This is a genomic window from Solwaraspora sp. WMMA2056 (assembly GCF_030345095.1).
Taxonomy (GTDB): domain Bacteria; phylum Actinomycetota; class Actinomycetes; order Mycobacteriales; family Micromonosporaceae; genus Micromonospora_E.
On the sequence record NZ_CP128360.1, the window covers coordinates 2,673,135 to 2,694,355 of the forward strand.

A 21,221-nucleotide genomic window follows, 5' to 3' on the forward strand; every position below is an offset into this window, starting at 1 on the left:
CTGGTGGTCATTTCAGGTCGAACAGAGCGGTCAGTTGTCGTTTAAGGACCTTGCCGGCCTCGTTGCGGGGCAACGCGTCGGTCACCACCAGCCGGGCCGGCAGCTGGTGGTCGGCGAGCCGGCCGGTGAGGAACTGCCGCACCGCCGGCAGCCGCAGCGCGGCGGGGTCGCTGCCGGGGCGGGCCACCAGGACGGCGGCGACCGCCGACCCGAGCACCGGGTGCGGTACGGCGACGACCGCCGCCTGCCCGACGGCGGGATGCTCGTGCAGCGCCGCCTCCACCTCCAGGGTGGAGATCTTGTACGCACCCGACTTGATCACGTCCTGGTGGCGGTCGGTCAGGTAGAGGTAGCCGTCGTCGTCGAGCCGGCCGAGGTCGCCCATCCGTACCCAGCCGGCCCGGAAGGTGGCCCGGTTGGCCTCGTCGTCGCGAAAGTAGGCGCGCGGATGGGCGCAGCGCAGCCAGACCTCGCCGACCGTGCCGGGCGGCAGCGGGCGGCCCTGGTCGTCGGCGATGCGCAGCGCGCCGTCGACCGGCCGGCCGACTGCGGCGTGCCGCGCCGGGTCGTAGATCATCACGGTCTGCGCGGGTGCCGCCTCGGTCGACGAGTAGTAGTTGACGATCGTCGCGGCCGGGAACGCCGCGGCGAGCCGGGCGGCCACCGCCGGGGCCAGTGCCGCCGCGGTGGAGCCGACCAGCGCCACCCCGGAGGTGTCGCAGTCGTCCAGTACGCCGGACTCCAGCAGTTCGATCGCCATCGACGGCACCAGGAACAGGGTGCCGGCGGTGGGGATCAGCCGGGCGAACCGCAGCGGGGTGAACCGGGGCAGGGTCAGCGCCGCCGCCTTCGCGGTCATCGCGTTGAACAGCATCGTCTGCCCGGCGTTGGTGCCGATCGGGAACGCGTGCAGGAACCGCTGCGAGTGCGCCAATGCCAGCCGGCGGGGGTGGGTCGGTGCCCCGGCGACCAGGTTCGCGTGGCTGGCACCGACTCCTTTGGGGCGGCCGGTGGTGCCGGAGGTGTAGAGGATCTGCGCCAGGTCACCGGGGTGCGGCAGACCGACGCCGCCCTCATCGGCGGCACCGGACGGTTCCGTCCCGTCGGTGGTGAGCAGGTCGGCGACGGACCGGACGGTCACCCCGGCCGGCACCACCGGCGCGGCGACGGGCCCGGATCGGGACGCGGACCCCGGTCCGGACCCGGATCCGTCGCCCATGCGTGCTCCGTGGATCACCCAGCGGGCGTCGCAGTGTCCCAGCGCGTACGCCAGTTGACCCGGTGCGAGCCGGTCGGACAGTGGCACCGCGACCGCCCCGGCGTGCAGCACGCCGCAGTACGCCACCGCGTACCCGGTCCAGTCGCGGGCACCGAAGACCAGTCCGACCCGGTCGCCGGCACCGACCCCGGCGTCGCGCAGCGCCCGGGCGATCCGTCCGGCGTCGCGCCGCCAGTGCGCGAAGGTCAGCTGGTCGACGCCGGGCACCTCGACCGCGACCCGGTCGGGGTGCACGGAGCAGCGCCAGTCGAGCAGCTCCGGTACGGTCCGCACGGGCGCGGTCACCGGGCGCTCCGGGCAGCCAGTCGGGCCTGTCGGACCTCGATGCCGACCAGGTCGTCCGGGGGCGCGTCGGGGACCTCGTCGTCGAAGCGGGACAACACCCGGGTCCGCAGCGACACGACGGCGGTCAGCCCGATGCACAGTCCGAACACGACGTACAGCAGGGCGATGCCCCGGCCCGGCCCGACGCCGATCACCGCGCCCACCGACGTCGCCAACGCGCCGTCGGGCATCAGCAGCGGCTCCAGTACGGCGGTCGCCAGCGGCGCGATCACCCCCCAGCCGAGCGGCATCGTCGACCAGGCGACCATCTGGTTGAGGGCGAACACCCGGCCGTGGAACCGGGCCGGCACCTTGATCTGGATGATCGTGTTGTAGATGCCGTTGACCAGGCCCAACGCGCAGTACATGCCGAAGGCTCCGGCGCCGATGACCAGCAGGCTCGGGCGTAGCCCGGTCACCACGCAGGCCACTGCGATGCCGAGGGTGCCGATCAGCACGGCCCGCATCCGGTACCGGCGCGGCCCGCCCCAGACCAGCATCACCAGGCCGCCGAGGGCCGCGCCGACGCCGCCGGTGAGCGCGATCCGCGCCACCTCGGCGAGGTCGGCGAAGCCGAGCACCAGCGGCGAGAGCAGGAACAGCACCGGGAACAGGAAGAGGTTCAGCGCGGCGAAGAAGGCGAGCATGCTGCGGAACTCGCGGCGGCGCAGCGAGTAGCGCAACCCGCCGAGGATCTCCTGCCCGAGGCTCTCCCGTCGCTGCAGCGCCAACGTGCGGGGGAACCGGATGGCGATCAGCACCGCGATGGCGAACAGGTACGCGGTCACGTCGATGACCATGATGCCGGCCAGGCCGACCGCCTCGAGTGCGCCGACCGCGAGCAGCGGCACCATGAACTGGGTCAGCCCGAGCGCGGTCTGGGTCACCCCGTTGGCGTGGCCGAGGAACCGCTTGGGCACCAGCTGCGGCACCGCCGACACGAACGCCAGCCGCTGGAACGCCAGCACCACCGACAGCCAGCCGACCAGCAGGTAGAAGTGCCAGATCTCGGCCCGGTCGGTGAGCAGCAGCCCGGCCATCACCGCCTTGGCCCCACCGGCGGCGACGCTCGCGGCCAGCAGCACCCGCCGGCGGCTCGTCCGGTCGATCACCGCCCCGGCCAGCGGCGCGAGCAGCAGGCCGGGCAGCAGGCTGACGATCGAGAAGAGCGCGAACCGGGCCAGCGAGCCGGTCTCCAGATAGATCCACAGTGGTACGGCGAAGTTGGTCAGTGCCGTACCGGTGGTGGTGATGATCTGGCCGGCCGCGACCAGGCCGAACCGGCGCAGGCTGGGCGGCGGCCCGGCCGGTTGGTCGGTGGGCGGCCCGGCGGCGGTACGGGACCCGACGGCGGTATCGCCGGTGGCGGGAGCAGTGGCTGCCGTGCTGACGGCGGCCGCCGCCCCCCGGTCGGAGACCGCCACCAGCCGCCACCCCGGATCCGGGGAGTCGTCGGCCGGTGAGTTGTCCGCCGGCACCGGGCCGGAGGATCGTGGTCCGTCGGCGGTGGCGTCGGACAGGCCGAGGTGGCTGCCGGTGACGATCGACGCCAGCTCCGCCGCCCGGTACTTCAGGAAGTAGTGCCCCGCCTCGTCGATCACCGCCAGCGCGGTGCGGTCGGTCAGGAAGTGCCACTCCTGGAACCGTTCCTGATGGAAGTCGGTGCTGCGGTCCTGCTCGCCGACGACCGAGATCACCGGGGCCCGCAGCGGGGTGACCCGGTCACGCAGCAGCGCGGTGAAGTACTCCTCGGAGACCTGCGCGTCGTGGCGCATCGCCCGGATCAGGAACGCCATCTCGTCCGGGTCGAGGGACCCGACCGCGGTGCCCTGCGCCTGCAACCAGGTCCGGTAGATCCGGTCACTGCGGATCCGGTCCACCAGGCGCATCCGTAGCAGCGGTCCGAGGAGGCCGCCGCTCGGGCGGCCGAACGGGAAGACCGCGCCGAGGTAGACCGCCGTCAGGTCCCGACCGGCCGCCTCCAACCGGCGGGCCACCTCGGTGGTGACCGCGCCGCCCGGCCCACAGTGTCCGTACAGGATCACCGGCCCGTCGACCCGGTCGAGGATCTCGCTGACCACCCCGTCGGCGATCTCCTCGATCGGTGCCGGTTCGTCGGCCAGGCCGATGTCGTGACCGGGCATCGCCACCGACAACAGCCGGTATCCGGGCGGCAGGGCGTCGGCCAGCGGCTGGTAGACGACCGCGCTGCCACCGCCGTACGGGACACAGACCAGGGTCGCGACCGGCCGTCCGGTGGTCACCGGGGCGGTCAGCTCGTGCAGCAGGCCGTCGGCCCGCGCGGCACCGTCGGTAAGCAGCGCCGCGAGGTCACGTACGGTCCGGTGCCGGAACAGGTCCATCACGGTGACCGACGGCCGTTCGACGTCGGGGCGGACCTGCGGCAGTTGCCGGCGCAGCCGGGCGATCACCTGGGTGGCCAGCAGGGAGTGTCCGCCCAGGTCGAAGAAGTCGTCGGTGGCACCGACCCGGGGCACCTGCAGGACGGCCTGCCAGATCTCCGCGATCATCGTCTGCACCGGGCCGTGCGGCGCGACGTACGCCCCGGTGGGTGGCCCGTCGGACGGCTCCGGCAGTGCCGCCCGGTCGACCTTGCCGTGGTCCTGCAGTGGGAGCCGGTCCAGCCAGCAGAACCGGGCGGGGATCATGTGGTCCGGGAGCCGGTCGGCGAGCAGCCGACGCAGCTCGGCGGGCTCCGGGGCGGCCGGTGGGTCGGCCCTGGGCGCTGCCGGCTGGTCGGCCCGTTCCAGGTAGCCGACGAGCCGGTCGTCGCGCAGCAGCGCGGCGGCCTGCCGGACCCCGGGCAGTTCCCGCAGGGCCGTCTCGACCTCACCCAGCTCCACCCGGTAGCCACGGATCTTGACCTGGTGGTCGGTGCGGCCGAGGAAGACCAGGTTGCCGTCGGCGCGCCATCTGCCGAGGTCGCCGGTGCGGTACAGCCGGTCGCCGGGGGCACCGGACGGGTCGTCGACGAACCGCTGCGCGGTCAGTTCCGGCTGGTGCAGGTAGCCCTCGGCGAGCCGGTCGCCGCCGAGGTAGATCTCGCCGGGCACCCCGACCGGCACCGGCCGCATCCGGGTGTCGAGCACGGACACCCGGGCGTACGGCAGCGGCCGTCCGATAGGGACGCTGCCCGGCCCCCGCTCGTCGGGTGACACCCGGTACGTGGTGACGCCGACCGTCGCCTCGGTGGGGCCGTAGTGGTTGAACACCGGCACCCCGTGCCCGGCCAGCTCGGCGGCCCAGGCCAGGTCGGCCGCCTCACCGCCGAGGATCAGGGCCCGCCGGGGCAGCAGCCGGGCGGTGCCCGCCTCGGCGGCCAACGCCCGCAGATGCGACGGGGTCATCTTCAGGTAGTCGATGGCGTCGGACCGCAGCACCTCGGCGAGTTCGTCGCCGGTGCACCGGCGGGGCACCAGGTGCACGCAGCCGCCGGTCGCCAGCGCCAGGTAGAAGACCGTCACGCTGAAGTCGAACGACAGCGACTGCAGCAGCGCGTACCGGGCGGCCGGCACCACGGCGAACCGTTCGGCGACGCCGTCGAGGTAGTTGAGCACCGGCCGGTGGGCGACCGCGACCCCTTTGGGCACCCCGGTGGAGCCGGAGGTGTAGATGACGTACGCCAGGTCGTCGCCGCCGGCACCGCCGTCCGGTGGGCGCGTCGGTCGACGCGCCAGCTCCGGGCCGATCCGGTCCAGGCAGATCGCGGCCGCCACCGCCGGTGGCGCCGCGTCGCCACCGAGCCCGGTACGCACGGTGGTGCTGGTCAGTACGGCGGCCGGCGCGGCGTCGGCGAGCATCAGCGCCAGCCGGGCGGTCGGCTGCTCCGGATCCAGCGGCAGGTACGCGCCACCGGCGCGCAGCACCCCGAGCAGGGCGACGGCCAGCTGCACCGACTGCTCCAGGCAGACGCCGACCACCCGGCCGGGGCGTACCCCGTGTTCGCGCAGGTGGTGGGCCAGCTGGTTGGCCTGCCGGTCCAGGTCGGCGTAGCTGATCCGGTCGTCGCCGCAGACCACCGCCGTCGCCTGCCCGGCGGCCACCGCGTGCCGGGTGACCAGGTCGGCCAGGGTGGCCGCCCCGGCGGTCACCGGGCGGGGCCGGTCTGCCGGCGGCACCGGCCCGGTCGCGTACCCGTCCAGCTCCCGCCGCTGCGCGGCGTCGAGCAGCGGCAGGTCCACCACCGGCCGGTCGGGTGCGGCCACGGCGGCCCGCAGCAGCGCCTGGTAGTGGCCGGCGAGCCGGGCCACGGTCGCGGCGTCGAACAGGTCGGTGTCGTAGACCAGCATCGCCCGCAGCAGCCCGTCGTCGGTTTCGCTGACGTACAGCGACAGGTCGAACCGGGCGGCGGCGGCGTCGCTGCCGAACGCCGCGGTCTCGATCCCCGCCGGCCACCGGCTCTGCGCCCGCCCGTAGTTCTGCAACGTGAACAGCACCTGGAACACCGGTGCCCGGCTGACGTCGCGGCTGACGTTCAACTCCTTGACCAGCCGTTCGAACGGCACCTGCTGGTGGCTGAGCGCCCCGAGCACCCGGCGGCGGGTACGCCGCAGCACCTCGGCGAAGCTCGGCTCCCCGTCGTCGGCGCCGGGCTCCCCGCTGTCGCCGTCGCCGCGCTGCCCAACGGCACCGCGCTCGCCTGCGGCGTCGGTGCGCGACAGGTCGGCGCGGATCGCGACCGTGTTGACGAAGAGCCCGACCAGGTTCTCCACCTCCGGCACCACCCGGCCGGCGACCGGGGAGCCGACGGCGAAGTCCCGCTGACCGCTGTAGCGCGACAGCACGGACTGCCAGCCGGCGAGCAGGATCATGTAGAGGGTGCTGCGGTGCGTGCGGCCGAGCCGGCGCAGCCCGGCGGTCAGCTCGGCGTCGACGGTGAACCGGTGTACGTCACCGGCGTACGACTGCGCCGCCGGCCGGGGCCGGTCGGTCGGCAGGTCCAGCGCCGGCACCCCGGCCAGCGTCGTCGTCCAGTACGCCAGCTCCCGTTCGGCGGCCGGACCGTCGGCCCGGTCGCGCTGCCAGCGGGCGTAGTCGACGTAGTCGATGGCCGGCGGTGGCGGCACCGGCCGGCCGTCGGTGAGCGCGCCGTAGAGGGTGGCGACCTCGGTGAGCAGCAGGTTCAGCGACCAGCCGTCGCTGACGATGTGGTGCATCCCGACGTGCAGCACCTGGTCGCCCTCGCCGAGGCGGACCAGCAGCGCCCGCAGCAGCGGGGCGGCCGCCAGGTCGAACGGCGACCGTACGGCGTCGTCGACCAGCCGCCGGGCGTGTGCCTCGTCGACCGCGTCGGTCACCGTGAACGGCACCGCGACCTCCGGCACCACCTCGACCTGCGGCTCACCGTCGGGGCTCTCGGTGAACCGCATGCGCAGGCTGTCGTGGCGGGCGGCGACGGTGTCCAGCGCGGCGCGCAGCAGCCCGGCGTCGAGCGGCCCGCGCACCCGTACGGTGCTGTGCACCACGTAGCCGGCGGTGCCCGGGGTCAGCTGCTCGGTGAACCAGATTCGCTCCTGGCCGAACGACAAAGTCGGACTTTGCCCTTTTCGGTGCTGAATCACGTGTGATTGAATAGGGATGTCCTGCGCTGGTAGGTCAAGATTCGTCACCCAGGCCGCCCTCAATCTCTCGTCATGAACCATCAGCCTGACTTGCGTCATCGAGACATGGGAATCAACTTTTGGTGCAAGGTGGTGCAGACGAACGATCGATTCGCTGCACGTCGTGCCGTCGTACCGTCAGGAATGCGATTCGCGGATGCTGTCGTGCCCACCGAGTGGGCCATGGACGATCTGATCCACGCCGAGTTTCACGCGGGCCGCACCGACCGCGGCCCGATGACCTGGGCCCAGCAGGTGATGTGGCGCGCCGCCACCTTGTCGAAGACCCAGCACCTGTTCCTCAACCTGCGCCGGGTGCTCGCGGTGCCCCGCCGGGCACCCGACGACCTGACCAGCGTGGCGCGGGCGATCGGCACCCTGGTCGGCCGGCACGCCGGGCTGCGGACCCGGGTCTGCCCGACTCCGGAGGGCACCGACCGCCAGGAGGTCGCCGCCGCTGGGCAGGTGCCGATTCTGGTCGTGGCCGGTGCCGGTGACGGCAGCGAGGCCGCCGCCGGGTTGATGCGCCGCCTCGGCGACGTCGCGTTCGACCACGCGCGGGAGTGGCCGGTGCGGTTCGCCGTGGTCCAGGTCGACGATCGGGTACGCCAACTGGTACTGATCTTCAGTCACTCCACGGTGGACGCCTATGCGGTCGACGTGGTCCTGCGTGACTTGCGGTTGATTCTGCTCCGGGGCGACCTGCGCACCCCCGCAGGGCTGCAGTCGCTGGACGTGGCACGCCGTCAGCACGGCCCCGACCAGGCCCGGTCGGACCGGGCGGTGGCGTACTGGGCCCGACGGTACGAGCGGCTGGCCGGCACCCCGTTCGACCAGGTGGCGCCCGAGCTCACCCCCCGGCTGCGCCGGGGCACCCTGGTCTCGCCGGCCGTCGCCACCGCCGCCCGGATGATCGCCGCCACGCATCGCACCAGCGTTTCCACGGTGCTGCTCGCCGCGTCCACGGCGCTCGCCGCCGGCGCGACCGACCGGCAGGTCTGCGGTTTGTTCAACATGGCGCACAACCGATTCCGACCCGAGTACGTCGACGCCGTGGCCAATCTTGGACAGATCGGCTTCTGTTTCCTTGATGTTGCCGACCGGCCGAGTTTCTTCGAGCTGCTACCACGGATCTACCGGGTCGCGCTAGACGGCTATTCGCACGCCTACTACGACACCGCAGCGATGCGAAAGAATTTCGAGACGATGGGGTACGACTACACCACGGCATTTCTCCCGCACTACTATTTCAACGACGTACGGTTGCCGGCAGGCAACGCGCTCGACGACGTCGTCGAGCGGTCCGAGCCTCAGCTACGGGCCGCCGCCGAGCGCAGCACCTTCAGCTGGACCGACGGGCTCGACGTCGCCTCCTGGCACCGGCTGATCCACGTCGTGGACGCCCCGGACGCCGTCGGGCTCACCCTGAGCGCGGACAGCCGGTTCCTGCCACCGGAGACGGTCGAGCCCTACCTGCGGGACCTGGAGCGGCTGCTGATCGAGGCCGCCCACCGTGACGTCGGCTGGCCCTGGCAGCCCGGCGGGCGCGGCTGAGCCGTCCGGTGCCCAACATTCGGGTCGCCGCGTCGTCGGCCGCCGTGGCACCGCTGACCTGGAGCCAACGCGCCACCTGGCCGGACCGGGCCGCCTTCGACACCGCCCCGGCGGTGCCCTACCTGCCCCGCACCCTGCGGGTGCCCGACCGGGTCGACGCCGACGTCGGGCGGCTGAGCCGGGCGGTCGGGCTGCTCGTCGAGCGGCACGCGGCGCTGCGAACCGGCTTCCAGCCGGCCGGCGACGACCTGTGCCAGGTGGTCGCGGCCACCGGCACGCTGCCGGTGCGCCTGCTCGCCGTACCGCCGTCGCGGGCCGACCCCGACGGTGCGCGGGCCGCGACGGAGCTCGCCGCGGAACTGGCCGCCGACCCGGTGGACCACCGTGACGAGTTCGCCCTGCGGGTCGGTCTGGTCCGCTGCGGTGACCGGATACGTCAGGTGGCGCTCGCCTTCAGCCACGCCGTGGTCGACTTCCACGCCGCCGAGATCCTGCTGCGGGACCTGCGGCTGGCGGTGCTGCGCGGTGCCGTACCCGGACCGGCCGGCTGGCAACCGGCGGACGTCGCCGCCGACGAGGCGCGCCACGGCGGCCCCCGGTCGCAGCGGGCGGCGCGGCACTGGCTCGCGCAGTTCGAGCGCCTGCCCGCCGAGATGTTCCCGGCCGGGGTCGGTGCCGGGTCGCATGATCCGGTCGGCGCCGGGCCACGGCACCGGGTCGCCCGGTTGGTCTCCGGCGCGGTGGACCTGGCCGCCCGGGCGGTCGCCGCCCGGTACGGGGTGAGCACCGCCACGGTGCTGCTGGCCGCGATCGCCCTGGCGGTCGCCGACCGGGCCGGCACCGACGGCTGTGGGCTGGTCACCATGTCCAGCAACCGGTTCCGGGTGCACCACCGCACCGCCGTCGCCAGCCTCAACCAGATCGGACTGTGTCACCTCGACCTGACCGGCCGGCGTCGCCTCACCGACCTGCTCGGCCCGACCTGGCAGGCGGCACTGGCGGCGTACCGGCACGCCTACTACGACCCGGCGACGCTGGCGGCGGCGTTCGCCGCGCGTGGACACCACCTCGCCTCCGCGTTGGCACCACACTGTTACGTCAACGACCTGCGGCTGCCCCGGGAGAGCGGGCCGGCACCGGTCGCCGACCGGGCGGCACTGTGGGCCGCGACCGACCGCAGTGTGCTGACCTGGCTGCCGGCACCGGACCGGTTTGCCTGGCGGTGCCGCTGGCAGGTGATGGACGACCCGGGCGGGGCCGCGCTGGTGGTCACGGCGGACACCGGGTACCTGCCGCCCGGCGACGTCGAGGACCTGCTGGTCACCGTCGAGGCGAGCCTGGTGCGGGCCGCCGGCGGCTGACCCGGCGACCGGGGCCCAGAGGTTGCACTGTGGGGGATGGCCCGGTCACTGTTCCACCTGAAAGTGTCCTGCCCCGCCCCCGTCGTGTGGGGGCGGGGCAGGTCGCGGTAGGCGTGGTTGCCTACGGAACGCGAGGTGACCTCCGCAGGTGGCCGGATCAGGCCACCGTCACCGGGTTGGCCGGTGCTGGCGGAGCCACTGAGCTCCAGCAGGCTAGCGGCGGTGGTCTGCGGCGGTGCGGCGGCGCCGGGCGATGGTGAGCTGCGCCGCACCGCCACCCATTTCCGACACCCATCGGCGCGACGGCGGTCACCGGGCGGAGTCAGCGGGCGGGAGTCAGCGGGCGCTGGCTCCGGCCCGACGCTTGGTCCACACGTCGAAGGCGACCGCAGCGAGCAGCACCGCGCCCTTGACCAGCATGACGTTCTCGCTGGACGCGCCGATCAGTGACATGCCGTTGTTGATCACGCCCATGATCAGGCCGCCGGTGACCGCGCCGATCACCTTGCCGACCCCGCCCTGCACGGCGGCACCGCCGATGAAGGCGGCGGCGATCGCGTCCAGCTCGAAGGTGTTACCGGCGGTCGGTCCGGCCAGGTTGAGCCGGCCGGCGAAGACGATCCCGGCGACCGACGCCAGCACACCCATGTTGACGAAGATCCAGAAGACCACCGAGCGGGCCTTCACCCCGGACAGCACTGCGGCCTGCAGGTTGCCGCCGATGGCGTAGATCTGCCGGCCGAAGACGGCGCGCTTGGTCAGCAGGGAGTAGCCGAGCACCAGCGCTGCCAGCAGCACCAGCACCCAGGGCAGGTTCTTGAACCGGGCCAGTTGCACGATGACGAACAGCACCACCGCCGACGCGCCGAGGATCTTCAGCAGGAACAGCGGCAGCGGCTCGACCGCCTGGTCGTAGCCGAGCTTGGCGGCCCGGGCCCGCCACTGGCTGACCGCGATCCCGCCGACGGCGAACAGGCCGATCAACAGACTTGTCAGGTCCGCGCCGCCGAGCGGACCGAGTCCGATGTTGCCCAGATAGCCTTCGGTGAAGCCGTTGGCGAGGGTGCGGACCGGGTCCGGGAACGGCCCGATGCCCTGGTTGCCGAGCACCGTCAGGGTCAGCGCCCGGAACAGCAGCATGCCGGCGAGGGTGACGATGAACGCCGGAATCCCGAAGTACGCGATCCAGAAGCCCTGCCAGGCGCCGATCGCGGCACCGGCGATGACGGTGATCAGCAGCGCCAGCGGCCAGGGCACGTCGTGCTCGACCATCAGGACGGCGGCGATCGCCCCGGTCACCCCGACCACCGAGCCGACCGACAGGTCGATGTGCCCGGCGATGATGATCAGGATCATCCCGATCGCCAGGATCAGCACGTACGAGTTCTGCACGATGATGTTCGAGATGTTCTGCGGCTGCAGCAGCGCGCCGTCGGTCAACACCGCGAACAGTGCGACGATCAGCCCGAACGCGATGTAGATCCCGCTCTCGCGGATGTTGATTCGGGCGGCGTTCACCGACCGGCCTCCTGTCCCTGCACCATGTGCTGCATGAGTCGTTCCTGGGTGGCGTCGGCACGCTGGACCTCGCCGGTGATCCGGCCGGCCGACAACGTGTAGATCCGGTCGCAGAGCCCGATCAGCTCAGGCAGCTCCGAGGAGATGACCAGGACCGCCGTACCGTTGTCGGCGATCTGGTTGATGATCGAGTAGATCTCGTACTTGGCGCCGATGTCGATGCCCCGGGTCGGTTCGTCGAGGATCAGCACGTCCGGCTCGGTGAAGATCCACTTGGAGAGCACGACCTTCTGCTGGTTGCCGCCGCTGAGCTTGCCGACGATGCTGGCCACGCTCGGGGCCTTGATGTTCATGTTGGCCCGGAACTCCTGGGCCACCCGGTGCTCCGCGCCCTCGTCGACCCAGCCGCGCCGGGCCAGCCGGCTCAGCCCGGCCGCCGACACGTTGCGCTGGATGTCCTCGATCAGGTTCAGGCCGTACCGCTTGCGGTCCTCGGTGGCGTACGCCAGTCCGTGGTCGATCGCCTCGCGAACTGAGCGCAGTTCCACCGGTCGGCCGTCCTTGACGAGCCGGCCGCTGATGTCGCGGCCGTACGCCCGCCCGAAGACACTCATCGCCAGCTCGGTCCGCCCGGCACCCATCAGTCCGGCGAGGCCGACGATCTCGCCCCGGCGCAGGGTCAGGTTCGCCCGGTCGATCACCAGCCGGTCACCGTCGGGGGAGTGCACCGTCCAGTCCTCGATCCGCAGCGCCTCGGCACCGATCGACGGGGTCCGGGGTGGGAACCGGTGCTCCATCGACCGGCCGACCATGCCGGAGATCAGCCGGTCCTCGGTGACCCCGTCGTCGGCCACGTCGAGGGTCTCGATCAGCTCACCGTCGCGCAGGATGCTGATCGTGTCCGCGACGGCGAGGATCTCGTCGAGCTTGTGCGAGATGATCACGCAGGTGATGCCGGTGTCACGCAGCCCACGCAGCAGGTCCAGCAGGTGCGCGGAATCCTCGTCGTTGAGCGCGGCCGTCGGCTCGTCCAGGATCAACAGCTTGACCTGCTTGGACAGTGCCTTGGCGATCTCCACGAGCTGCTGCTTGCCGACGCCGATCTCGGACACGATCGTGGTCGGGTTCTCGGCCAGACCCACCGTGGCCAGCAGCCGGGCCGCCTGGTGGTTGGTGTGGTTCCAGTCGATCAGCCCGCGCCGGGTCTGCTCGTTGCCGAGGAAGATGTTCTCCGCGATGGACAGCTGCGGGCACAGCGCCAGCTCCTGGTGGATGATGACGATGCCCCGGTGCTCGCTGTCGCGGATGCCGGCGAAGTGGCACGGCCGGCCGTCGAAGGTGACCTCTCCGGCGTACGACCCGTGCGGGTAGACGCCGGAGAGGACCTTCATCAGGGTCGACTTGCCGGCGCCGTTCTCGCCGCAGATGGCATGGATCTCGCCCCGGCGTACGCTCAGGTTCACGTCGTGCAGAGCGCGTACGCCGGGGAAGGTCTTGGTGATTCCCCGCATCTGCAGGATGGCGTCGGCGGTCATCGTCGGCTCAGCCCAGCTGGTCCGCGGTGTAGTAGCCGCTCTCGATCAACAGCTCGTAGTTGCTCTTGTCGATGATCACCGGTTCGAGCAGGTACGACGGGACGACCTTCTCGCCGTTGTCGTAGTCGGTGGTGTTGTTGACCTCCGGCTCGTTCCCGTTGAGGATGGCGTGCGCCATCTCGACCGTTTTCTTGGCCAGCTCCCGGGTGTCCTTGAAGATCGTCGAGTACTGCTCGTCGGCCAGGATCGACTTGACCGAGGCCTCCTCGGCGTCCTGCCCGGTCACCACCGGGTAGGGCTGGCCGGCGGTGCCGTACCCGTTGCTCTTGAGCGCGGACAGGATGCCGATGGAGAGTCCGTCGTACGGCGAGAGCACCCCGTCGACGGTGACGCCGCCCTGGTAGGTCCGGGTGAGGATGTTTTCCATCCGCTGCTGGGCGGTGCCCGGGTCCCAGCGCAGGATCGCGACGGTGTCGAAGTCGGTCTGGCCGCTGCGGACCACCAGCTTGCCGGAGTCGATGTGCGGCTGCAGCACCGACATCGCGCCGTTGAAGAAGAAGGTGGCGTTGTTGTCGTCCGGGGAGCCGGCGAACAGTTCGATGTTGAACGGTCCGGTGGCCGCACCGGCGGAGCCGTCCGCGTTGAGCATGCCGAGCCCGACGAGCAGCGAGGTGGCCTGCTGGACGCCGACCTTGAAGTTGTCGAAAGTGGCGTAGTAGTCCACGTTGGGGCTGTTACGGATCAGCCGGTCGTAGGCGATGACCGGGATGCCCTGGTCAGCGGCCTGCTCCAGCTGGGTGGAGAGCGCGGTGCCGTCGATCGAGGCGACGATCAGCAGCCGGGCACCCCGGGTGATCTGGTTCTCGATCTGGTTGGCCTGGGTGGGGATGTCGTTCTCGGCGTACTGCAGGTCGACCTCGTAGCCGAGCTCCTCCAGCGCGGCCTTGACGTTGTCGCCGTCGCTGATCCAGCGCTCGGAGACCCGGGTCGGCATGGTGACACCGACGAGGGCTCCGGTGTTGTCGCCGCCGGTGCCCTGCTGGTCGACGGTCTTCTCACTGGATCCGCAGGCGGTCAGCGCGGCGGCCAGCACGGCTGCCGCGCCGACCGCGACCGCGCGTCGACTCATGGTGATGGTGCGTGGGTACACGAACGTCTCCCCTCGGGTGGGATGCCCGCGGCGGTCGCCACGGGTGGGAGTGCCGGGTGCGGCACCGGCGATCGGGCCGGACGGCATGACCGCAGGTACGCCGACCGAGGTCGGGGACAGGGCGGCGGCGCGGCTGGCGCAGCCGTCCACATTAGGGATATGTTGCCTGGTCGTTGGCCGTGTGAGTCAGCAGTGTTATCGCTAACAAGATCGCTGTCAAGCAGTCTGTGCAAGGTTGATGAAATCGGTGCGAAACATCTTCGACCCGTGGCGACCGGCGGTCGATCCGCGCCGGTGAGCGGTCGACCCGAGTCGGTCGGCGGGTCAGCGGGTCGACGGTCAGTGAGCCGGCGGGTCAGTGGGGCGGGGCCACGCTGTCGCGGCTGACCAGGGTCGGCTCGATGGTGAGTCGCTCGTCGCTGCGGGCGCCGGACTCGATCTGCCGCAGCAGCAACGCCAGGCTCGCCTTGGCCACCGCGTCGAAGTCCGGCCGTACGGTGGTCAGCGGGGGAGTGAAGTAGGCGGCCTCGGGCACGTCGTCGAAGCCGACGATGCTGACCTCGTCGGGGACCCGGCGGCCCCGCTCGCTCAGGGCGCGCAGGATGCCGAGCGCGAGGTGGTCGTTGGCGGCGAAGACCGCGGTGGCGTCGCGCATCCGGGCCAGCATCTGCCCGGCCCGGTAACCGGACGCGGCACTCCAGTCGGCGGGCACCAGGGGCGGCACCTCCGCGCCCGCCTCCCGCAGGGTCTCCTCCCAGCCGGCGATCCGCCCGGCGCTGTCGAACCAGTCCGCCGGTCCGGAGACGTGCCAGACGGTGGAGTGGCCGGCCTCCAGCAGACAGCGGGTGGCGGCCCGGGCGCCGGCGGCCTGGTCGACGGTGACCAGCGCGGTGTTGCGCCGTGGATCGCCGTCGATGGTCACCAGCGGTACGCCGTCGGGCACCTGCTCGACGGCCTCCCCGGCGCTCACCACGGGGGCGATCACCACCAGCCCGGCGACCCGCTGGTCCAGGTGGCGATCCACCACGCCGGCGATGGACTGCCGGTCCAGGCTGCGGACGCTGCCGACGTTCACCGCGAACCCGGCCGCGCCGGCAGCCTGCTCGAAGGCGGCCAGCAGCGACGCCGGACCATAGAGAGTGGAGTTCTGGGCCACCACGCCGATCACCTGGGACCGCCCGGTCACCAGGGCCCGGGCGGCCCGGTTCGGCCGGTAGCCGAGCTCGGCGATCGCGGCCCGCACCCGCAGCCGGGTCTGTTCCCGTACGTTCGGGTGGCCGTTGAGCACCCGGGACACCGTCTGGTGGCTGACCCCGGCCAGCCGGGCCACATCCGTCATCGCCGGTTCCCGGACGCTTCTGCTGCTCACCGTTGCCCACCCTCGAAGTCCTGCCGGGTCGAGCCGGCGCTGTGCCGATGATCTGACGGCCCGGCGTCGGTGCCGGTCCGCGCGGCGGTCCGACGTGCCGGGCCGGGTACGCCGGCCGGCCCGGTCACCACCGGCGGCGGCTCCGTCACCAGCGAGGTTAGCGGTCACCTACCGTGGCGCGCCATCACGCCTGGCAGCGTGTAGGTGACCGCCGTGACCGACCGCCCGGCCGGTCGTACGCCGGGCGGGCGGCACGCGGTGGGCAACGGAGCGGCTACTCTGGCGGACGACAGCTGTCTATGTTATCGCTCATCTGCGGGATCCGCGCTCGCCCGGGGGATTCACGGGCGTTCCTCGCAACGGACCGGTAACGGCCCCGATTCACCCCCTTGACGCGCTCGATGAGAACGGTAACACTCCTGAAACGCGGCGGTTGCCCCCCAGCTGCCGCACGGCTCCGCTCCAGTCTGGCCACCTGGAGAGGGCGCAAACGGGTCGAAGGCCACGACGTACCACGAGGGCTTCGACCCGCGACAACGTTAACGCTAACAATCGGTCCACCGGCCCCGCCGGCCGTTTCGACCGCCGGCCGTCCGTCCCCCTGGCGGGCGGCATCAGCCTCAGCGGGAGGTAGGCAGTGCTCAGACGTTTTTCCGCCGTCGCGATCGCGGCGATGATGGTGGCGACCGCCGCCGCGTGCGGTGACTCCGGCGGCGACGGCGCCGCAGGTGGCGGGGACGACGCGATCGTCCTCGGTTTCTCCCAGGTCGGCGCCGAGAGTGGCTGGCGTACGGCGAACACCAAGTCGGTCCAGGACTCCGCCAAGGAGGCCGGGATCACCCTGCAGTTCGCCGACGCGCAGCAGAAGCAGGAAAACCAGATCAAGGCGATCCGCAACTTCATCGCCCAGCAGGTCGACGTGATCGCCTTCTCGCCGGTCGTGGAGTCCGGCTGGGACACGGTGCTCAAGGAGGCCAAGGACGCCGACATCCCGGTGATCCTGACCGACCGGGCGGTGGACTCGCAGGACGAGACGCTCTACGAGAGCTTCATCGGCTCCGACTTCGTCCTCGAGGGTCGGCTCTCCGGGGAGTGGCTGGTCGAGGAGTTCGCCGACAACCCGGGACCGGTCAAGATCGTCGAGCTGCAGGGCACCACCGGCTCGGCGCCGGCCAACGACCGCAAGCAGGGCTTCGGTGAGGCGATCGCCGCCGACCCGAAGTTCGAGATTATCGCGTCGCAGACCGGCGAGTTCACCCGCGCCAAGGGCAAGGAGGTCATGGAGGCCTTCCTGCAGGCGCACAACGACATCGACGTGCTGTTCGCGCACAACGACGACATGGGCCTGGGTGCCATCGAGGCGATCGAGGCCGCGGGTCTGGTGCCGGGTCAGGACATCACGATCATCACGATCGACGCGGTCCGCGACGGCATGCAGGCCCTGGCCGACGGCAAGATCAACTTCATCGCGGAGTGCAGCCCGCTGCTCGGGCCACAGCTGATGGAGCTGGTCAAGCAGGTGCACGCCGGTGAGACCGTACCGAAGCGGGTGGTCACCGAGGAGACCACCTTCACCCAGGAGCAGGCGAAGGAAGCCCTGCCCACCCGGGAGTACTGAGCCACGACCGGCGGCCCTGACCGGAACACACCCCGGCAGGGCCGCCGGTGGCGGTCTCCCCGACGCCCGAGCCCGGCGGCGGCCGGCGGCAGCGACAGCAGTGAGAGGTACGGATGACCGACGTGGTGCCGATCCTGGAGATGACGGGAATCGGCAAGACCTTCCCCGGCGTCGTCGCACTCGACGACGTCGACTTCCGGATGTTCCCCGGCGAGGTGCACGCCCTGATGGGCGAGAACGGTGCCGGCAAGTCGACCTTGATCAAGGTGCTCACCGGGGTCTACGGGATCGACCGGGGTGAGATCAGGCTCGCCGGCGACCAGGTGCGGTTCACCGGGCCGCTGCAGGCACAGCAGGCCGGGGTCAGCACCGTGTACCAGGAAGTGAACCTCTGCCCCAACCTCTCGGTGGCCGAGAACATCTTCATCGGCCGGGAACCCCGTCGGTTCGGCGCGATCCGGTGGGCGGCGATGCGCCGGCACTCGACCGAGCTGTTGCGCCGGCTGCACCTCGACATCGACGTCAGCGCACCGTTGGCCAGCTACTCGCTCGCCGTACAGCAGATGGTCGCCATCGCCCGCGCGGTCGACATCTCCGCCAAGGTGCTCATCCTCGACGAGCCGACCTCCAGTCTGGACGCCTCGGAGGTCGCCGAGCTGTTCGCGGTGATCCGCCAGCTCAAGGACGAGGGGGTGGCGATCCTGTTCGTGTCGCACTTCCTCGACCAGGTCTACGAGATCGCCGACCGGATGACGGTGCTGCGCAACGGCCGGCTGATCGGCGAGTGGCCGGTCGCCGAGCTGAGCCAGCTGGAGCTGGTCGGCAAGATGATCGGCAAGGAACTCAGCGTCCTGGAGCAGCTCGACGGTCAGTCCAAACCCGACCTGGACAGTCTCGAGGGCGGCGAACCCGTACTCGAGGCCACCAGACTCGGCCGGTCCGGGGCGATCGCCCCGTTCGACCTCACCATCCACGCCGGAGAGGTGGTCGGCTTCGCCGGCCTGCTCGGCTCCGGCCGCACCGAAGCGGCCCGGCTGCTGTTCGGCGCCGACCGCGCCGACCGGGGCCGGATCGCCATCGACGGTCGGCCGACGACGGTGCGCGGCCCCCGGGTCGGGATGGCCAACGGGATCGCCTTCTGCTCGGAGAACCGGCGCGCCGAGGGCGTCATCGAGGAACTCTCCGTACGGGAGAATCTGATCCTCGCCCTGCAGGCGGCCCGCGGCTGGGCCCGGCCGATTCCCCGCCGCCGGCAGGACGAGCTGGTGGCCAAGTACATCGCCGCCCTGCAGATCCGGCCGGCCGACCCGGACCTGCCGATCCGCAACCTCTCCGGCGGTAACCAGCAGAAGGTCCTGCTGGCCCGGTGGCTGATCACCGAGCCGCGGCTGCTGATCGTCGACGAGCCGACCCGGGGTATCGACGTCGGTGCCAAGGCGGAGATCCAACGCCTGGTGGTCGAGCTGGCCAGCGGCGGCATGGCGGTGCTGTTCATCAGCGCCGAGCTGGAGGAGGTCCTCCGGCTCAGTCACAAGATCGCCGTCCTGCGGGACCGGCAGATGATCGACCAGCTGGCCAACGGCGAGGGAGTCGACGCCGAGCGGATCATGCGCACGATCGCCGGGGAGGTGGCGGCATGAGCGAGGCACGCCGACGACTGATCGGACTCGGCCGGCAGCGGCTGTTCTGGCCGGTGCTGATTCTGGTGGTGCTGCTGGTCAGCAACCTGTTCTTCACTCCGAGCTTCTTCTCGATCACGATGCGCGACGGACATCTGTACGGCTCGTTGATCGACATCCTGCGGGCCAGCACCCCGCTGATCCTGGCCGCGGTCGGGATGACAGTGGTCATCGCCACCGGCGGCATCGACCTGTCGGTCGGCTCGGTCATGGCCATCTCCGGTGCGATCGCCTGCCTGCACATCAGCGGCCTGACCGACCAGAACAGCGTCTCCGGGGTGCTGCTCGCGGTGGCCATGGCGCTGGGCCTGTCGCTGCTGCTCGGCCTCTGGAACGGCACGCTGGTGTCGCTGATCGGCATCCAGCCCATCATCGCCACCCTGATCCTGATGGTCGCCGGTCGAGGACTGGCGCAGCTGATCACCGACGGGCAGATCATCAACGTCAACTCCGCGCCGTACAAGGTGATCGGTGCCGGGTACGCGCTGACCCTGCCGGTGTCGGTGCTGATCGTGGCCGGGGTCGTCACCGCCGCCGCGCTGCTGATCCGCCGCAGCGCGCTCGGCATGCTCGTCGAATCGGTCGGCGGCAACCCGACCGCCAGCCGGCTGGCCGGCATCCGCTCCCGGCAGCTGATCGTCCTGGCGTACGTCTTCGCCGGGCTCTGCGCCGGCATCGCCGGGCTGATCTTCAGCTCCAACGTCTCCAGCGCCGACGGCAACAACGCCGGCAACCTGATCGAACTCGACGCGATCCTCGCGGTCGTGATCGGCGGCACCGCCCTGACCGGTGGCCGGTTCTCCCTGGCCGGCAGCGTCCTCGGCGCGGTGATCATCAAGTCCCTCGACATCACCATCTACACCATCGGCATTCCCAGCGAAGCGAACCTGCTGTTCAAGGCGGTCGTGGTGATCGTGCTCTGCCTGGCGCAGTCGCCGGCGTTCCGGGCCCGGGTCACCGGCCTCGGTCGCCGTGGCGGCCAGACCAGGCCGGGCGGTCCCGGCGGTCCGGGTGGTCCCGGCGGTCCGGGTGGCCCATCCGCTCCCCGGTCCGGCGGCACCGGTGACGACGCACCACGAGCGGCCGCACCGACGGCAACGACCCCGGCCGGACAGGCAGCGGCGGAGGTACAGGCATGATCGACATCAGCGACCCCCAGCAGCGGGCCGCCGCCGCTGCGACGGTGAGCGCCCCCCGGCACCGCTGGTACCTGCCGCAGTCGCGGCACCTGCCGGTGGTGGCCACGCTCACCCTGCTGGCCACCATGTACGGGCTCGGCGCGCTCAACTACCCCCGGTTCTCCCGGCCACAGGTCGCGCTGAACATCTTCGTCGACAACGCCTTCCTGCTGGTCGTGGCGGTCGGCATGACCTTCGTCATCCTCACCGGCGGGATCGACCTGTCCGTCGGCGCGGTGGTCGCGCTGACCACGGTCTGCGCCGCCGTACTGCTGCGCGAGGGCTGGCCGGCCGGAGTGGTGCTCCCGGTGGTGCTGCTGATCGGCACCACGATCGGGTTGCTGATGGGCCTGGTCATCCACTTCTTCGACATCCAACCATTCATAGCCACCCTCGCCGGCATGTTCTTCGCCCGCGGCCTGTGCCACCTGATCACCCGGGACTCGATCACGATCACCGACGGGTTCTGGACCACGATGGCGCAGCACCGGATCCGGTTCGGTGACGGTCTGTTCATCTCGATCAGCGTGGTCATCGCGCTCATCGTCGTCCTGATCGCGGCGTACGTGCTGTCCTACACCCCGTTCGGCCGCAACGTCTACGCGGTCGGCGGCAACCCCCAGTCGGCGTTGCTGATGGGCCTGCCGGTCGCCCGGACCCGGATCGCCGTCTACACCATCAGCGGCTTCTGCGCCGCGCTCGGCGGGGTGCTGCTCAGCTTCTACATGCTCTCCGGCTACAGCCTGCACGCCCAGGGCATGGAACTCGACGCCATCGCCGCCGTGGTGATCGGCGGCACGCTGCTCACCGGCGGGTCCGGCTACCTGCTCGGCACCGTACTCGGCGTCGGTGTGCTCGGTCTCATCCAGACGATCATCGCCTTCCAGGGCAACCTGAGTTCCTGGTGGACGAAGATCGTCATCGGCGCCCTGCTGTTCGCCTTCATCATCCTGCAACGCCTGGTGACCCGGCGGCGCAGATGACTCGCCATAGCGGTCAGATCCACCATAGTGGTCAGACAGGACTCCACCACAG

At 71.3% G+C, this 21,221-nt stretch carries 13 protein-coding genes; 6 read left to right on the forward strand and 7 right to left on the reverse strand.

Annotation, left to right across the window (positions count from 1 at the left end):
• Positions 1-7 precede the first annotated feature (7 nt).
• A complete protein-coding gene (locus tag O7608_RS12280; RefSeq protein ID WP_289210077.1) occupies positions 8-1,564 on the reverse strand; it encodes a class I adenylate-forming enzyme family protein in 1,557 nt (518 codons plus the stop codon).
• Entirely contained in the window at positions 1,561-7,152 is a 5,592-nt protein-coding gene (locus tag O7608_RS12285) for a non-ribosomal peptide synthetase/MFS transporter (RefSeq protein ID WP_289210078.1), read from the reverse strand. The genes O7608_RS12280 and O7608_RS12285 overlap by 4 nt, the downstream gene beginning before the upstream one ends.
• Before the next feature lie 237 nt (positions 7,153-7,389).
• On the opposite strand from O7608_RS12285, the gene O7608_RS12290 reads away from it, so the two are divergent.
• Complete coding sequence (locus tag O7608_RS12290) at positions 7,390-8,778, forward strand: condensation domain-containing protein (RefSeq protein ID WP_289210079.1); 1,389 nt, start codon at positions 7,390-7,392, stop codon at positions 8,776-8,778.
• A gap of 8 nt (positions 8,779-8,786) precedes the next feature.
• On the forward strand, positions 8,787-10,139 hold the full coding sequence (locus O7608_RS12295; protein WP_289210080.1) for a condensation domain-containing protein: 1,353 nt from the start codon (positions 8,787-8,789) through the stop codon (positions 10,137-10,139).
• Positions 10,140-10,475: 336 nt separating this feature from the next.
• On the opposite strand, the gene mmsB is transcribed toward O7608_RS12295, so the two are convergent.
• From mmsB to O7608_RS12320, 5 genes are all read right to left on the reverse strand, one after another.
• Positions 10,476-11,657 carry a multiple monosaccharide ABC transporter permease gene (gene mmsB / locus O7608_RS12300; RefSeq protein ID WP_289210081.1) on the reverse strand — a complete coding sequence of 394 codons (1,182 nt, stop codon included), beginning with the start codon at positions 11,655-11,657 and terminating at the stop codon, positions 10,476-10,478.
• Entirely contained in the window at positions 11,654-13,192 is a 1,539-nt protein-coding gene (mmsA, locus tag O7608_RS12305; RefSeq protein WP_289210082.1) for a multiple monosaccharide ABC transporter ATP-binding protein, read from the reverse strand. Before mmsA ends, mmsB begins: the two co-directional genes overlap by 4 nt.
• A gap of 7 nt (positions 13,193-13,199) precedes the next feature.
• A complete protein-coding gene (chvE, locus tag O7608_RS12310) occupies positions 13,200-14,342 on the reverse strand; it encodes a multiple monosaccharide ABC transporter substrate-binding protein (protein WP_502959198.1) in 1,143 nt (380 codons plus the stop codon).
• A 355-nt stretch (positions 14,343-14,697) separates the two neighbouring features.
• Positions 14,698-15,681: a LacI family DNA-binding transcriptional regulator gene (locus tag O7608_RS12315; protein WP_289210869.1), complete on the reverse strand. Its 984-nt coding sequence runs from the start codon at positions 15,679-15,681 to the stop codon at positions 14,698-14,700.
• A gap of 26 nt (positions 15,682-15,707) precedes the next feature.
• Positions 15,708-15,860: a hypothetical protein gene (locus O7608_RS12320; protein ID WP_289210083.1), complete on the reverse strand. Its 153-nt coding sequence runs from the start codon at positions 15,858-15,860 to the stop codon at positions 15,708-15,710.
• A 524-nt stretch (positions 15,861-16,384) separates the two neighbouring features.
• Here O7608_RS12320 and O7608_RS12325 point away from each other — a divergent pair.
• The 4 genes from O7608_RS12325 (at position 16,385) to yjfF (ending at position 21,169) form a co-directional block, all read left to right on the forward strand.
• Entirely contained in the window at positions 16,385-17,329 is a 945-nt protein-coding gene (locus O7608_RS12325; protein ID WP_289210870.1) for an ABC transporter substrate-binding protein, read from the forward strand.
• Between the two features lie 113 nt (positions 17,330-17,442).
• Positions 17,443-18,969: a sugar ABC transporter ATP-binding protein gene (locus O7608_RS12330; RefSeq protein ID WP_289210084.1), complete on the forward strand. Its 1,527-nt coding sequence runs from the start codon at positions 17,443-17,445 to the stop codon at positions 18,967-18,969.
• A complete protein-coding gene (locus tag O7608_RS12335; RefSeq protein ID WP_289210085.1) occupies positions 18,966-20,147 on the forward strand; it encodes an ABC transporter permease in 1,182 nt (393 codons plus the stop codon). Before O7608_RS12330 ends, O7608_RS12335 begins: the two co-directional genes overlap by 4 nt.
• On the forward strand, positions 20,144-21,169 hold the full coding sequence (yjfF, locus tag O7608_RS12340; protein WP_289210086.1) for a galactofuranose ABC transporter, permease protein YjfF: 1,026 nt from the start codon (positions 20,144-20,146) through the stop codon (positions 21,167-21,169). Before O7608_RS12335 ends, yjfF begins: the two co-directional genes overlap by 4 nt.
• The last annotated feature ends 52 nt before the right edge of the window (positions 21,170-21,221 follow it).

Excerpts from the sequence above, each read along its gene's own strand:
- mmsA (WP_289210082.1), bottom strand. The coding sequence starts at position 13,192 with ATGACCGCCGACGCCATCCTGCAGATGCGGGGAATCACCAAGACCTTC.
- O7608_RS12330 (WP_289210084.1), top strand. The coding sequence starts at position 17,443 with ATGACCGACGTGGTGCCGATCCTGGAGATGACGGGAATCGGCAAGACC.
- yjfF (WP_289210086.1), top strand. The coding sequence starts at position 20,144 with ATGATCGACATCAGCGACCCCCAGCAGCGGGCCGCCGCCGCTGCGACG.
- O7608_RS12335 (WP_289210085.1), top strand. The coding sequence starts at position 18,966 with ATGAGCGAGGCACGCCGACGACTGATCGGACTCGGCCGGCAGCGGCTG.
- O7608_RS12315 (WP_289210869.1), bottom strand. The coding sequence starts at position 15,681 with ATGACGGATGTGGCCCGGCTGGCCGGGGTCAGCCACCAGACGGTGTCC.
- O7608_RS12325 (WP_289210870.1), top strand. The coding sequence starts at position 16,385 with ATGATGGTGGCGACCGCCGCCGCGTGCGGTGACTCCGGCGGCGACGGC.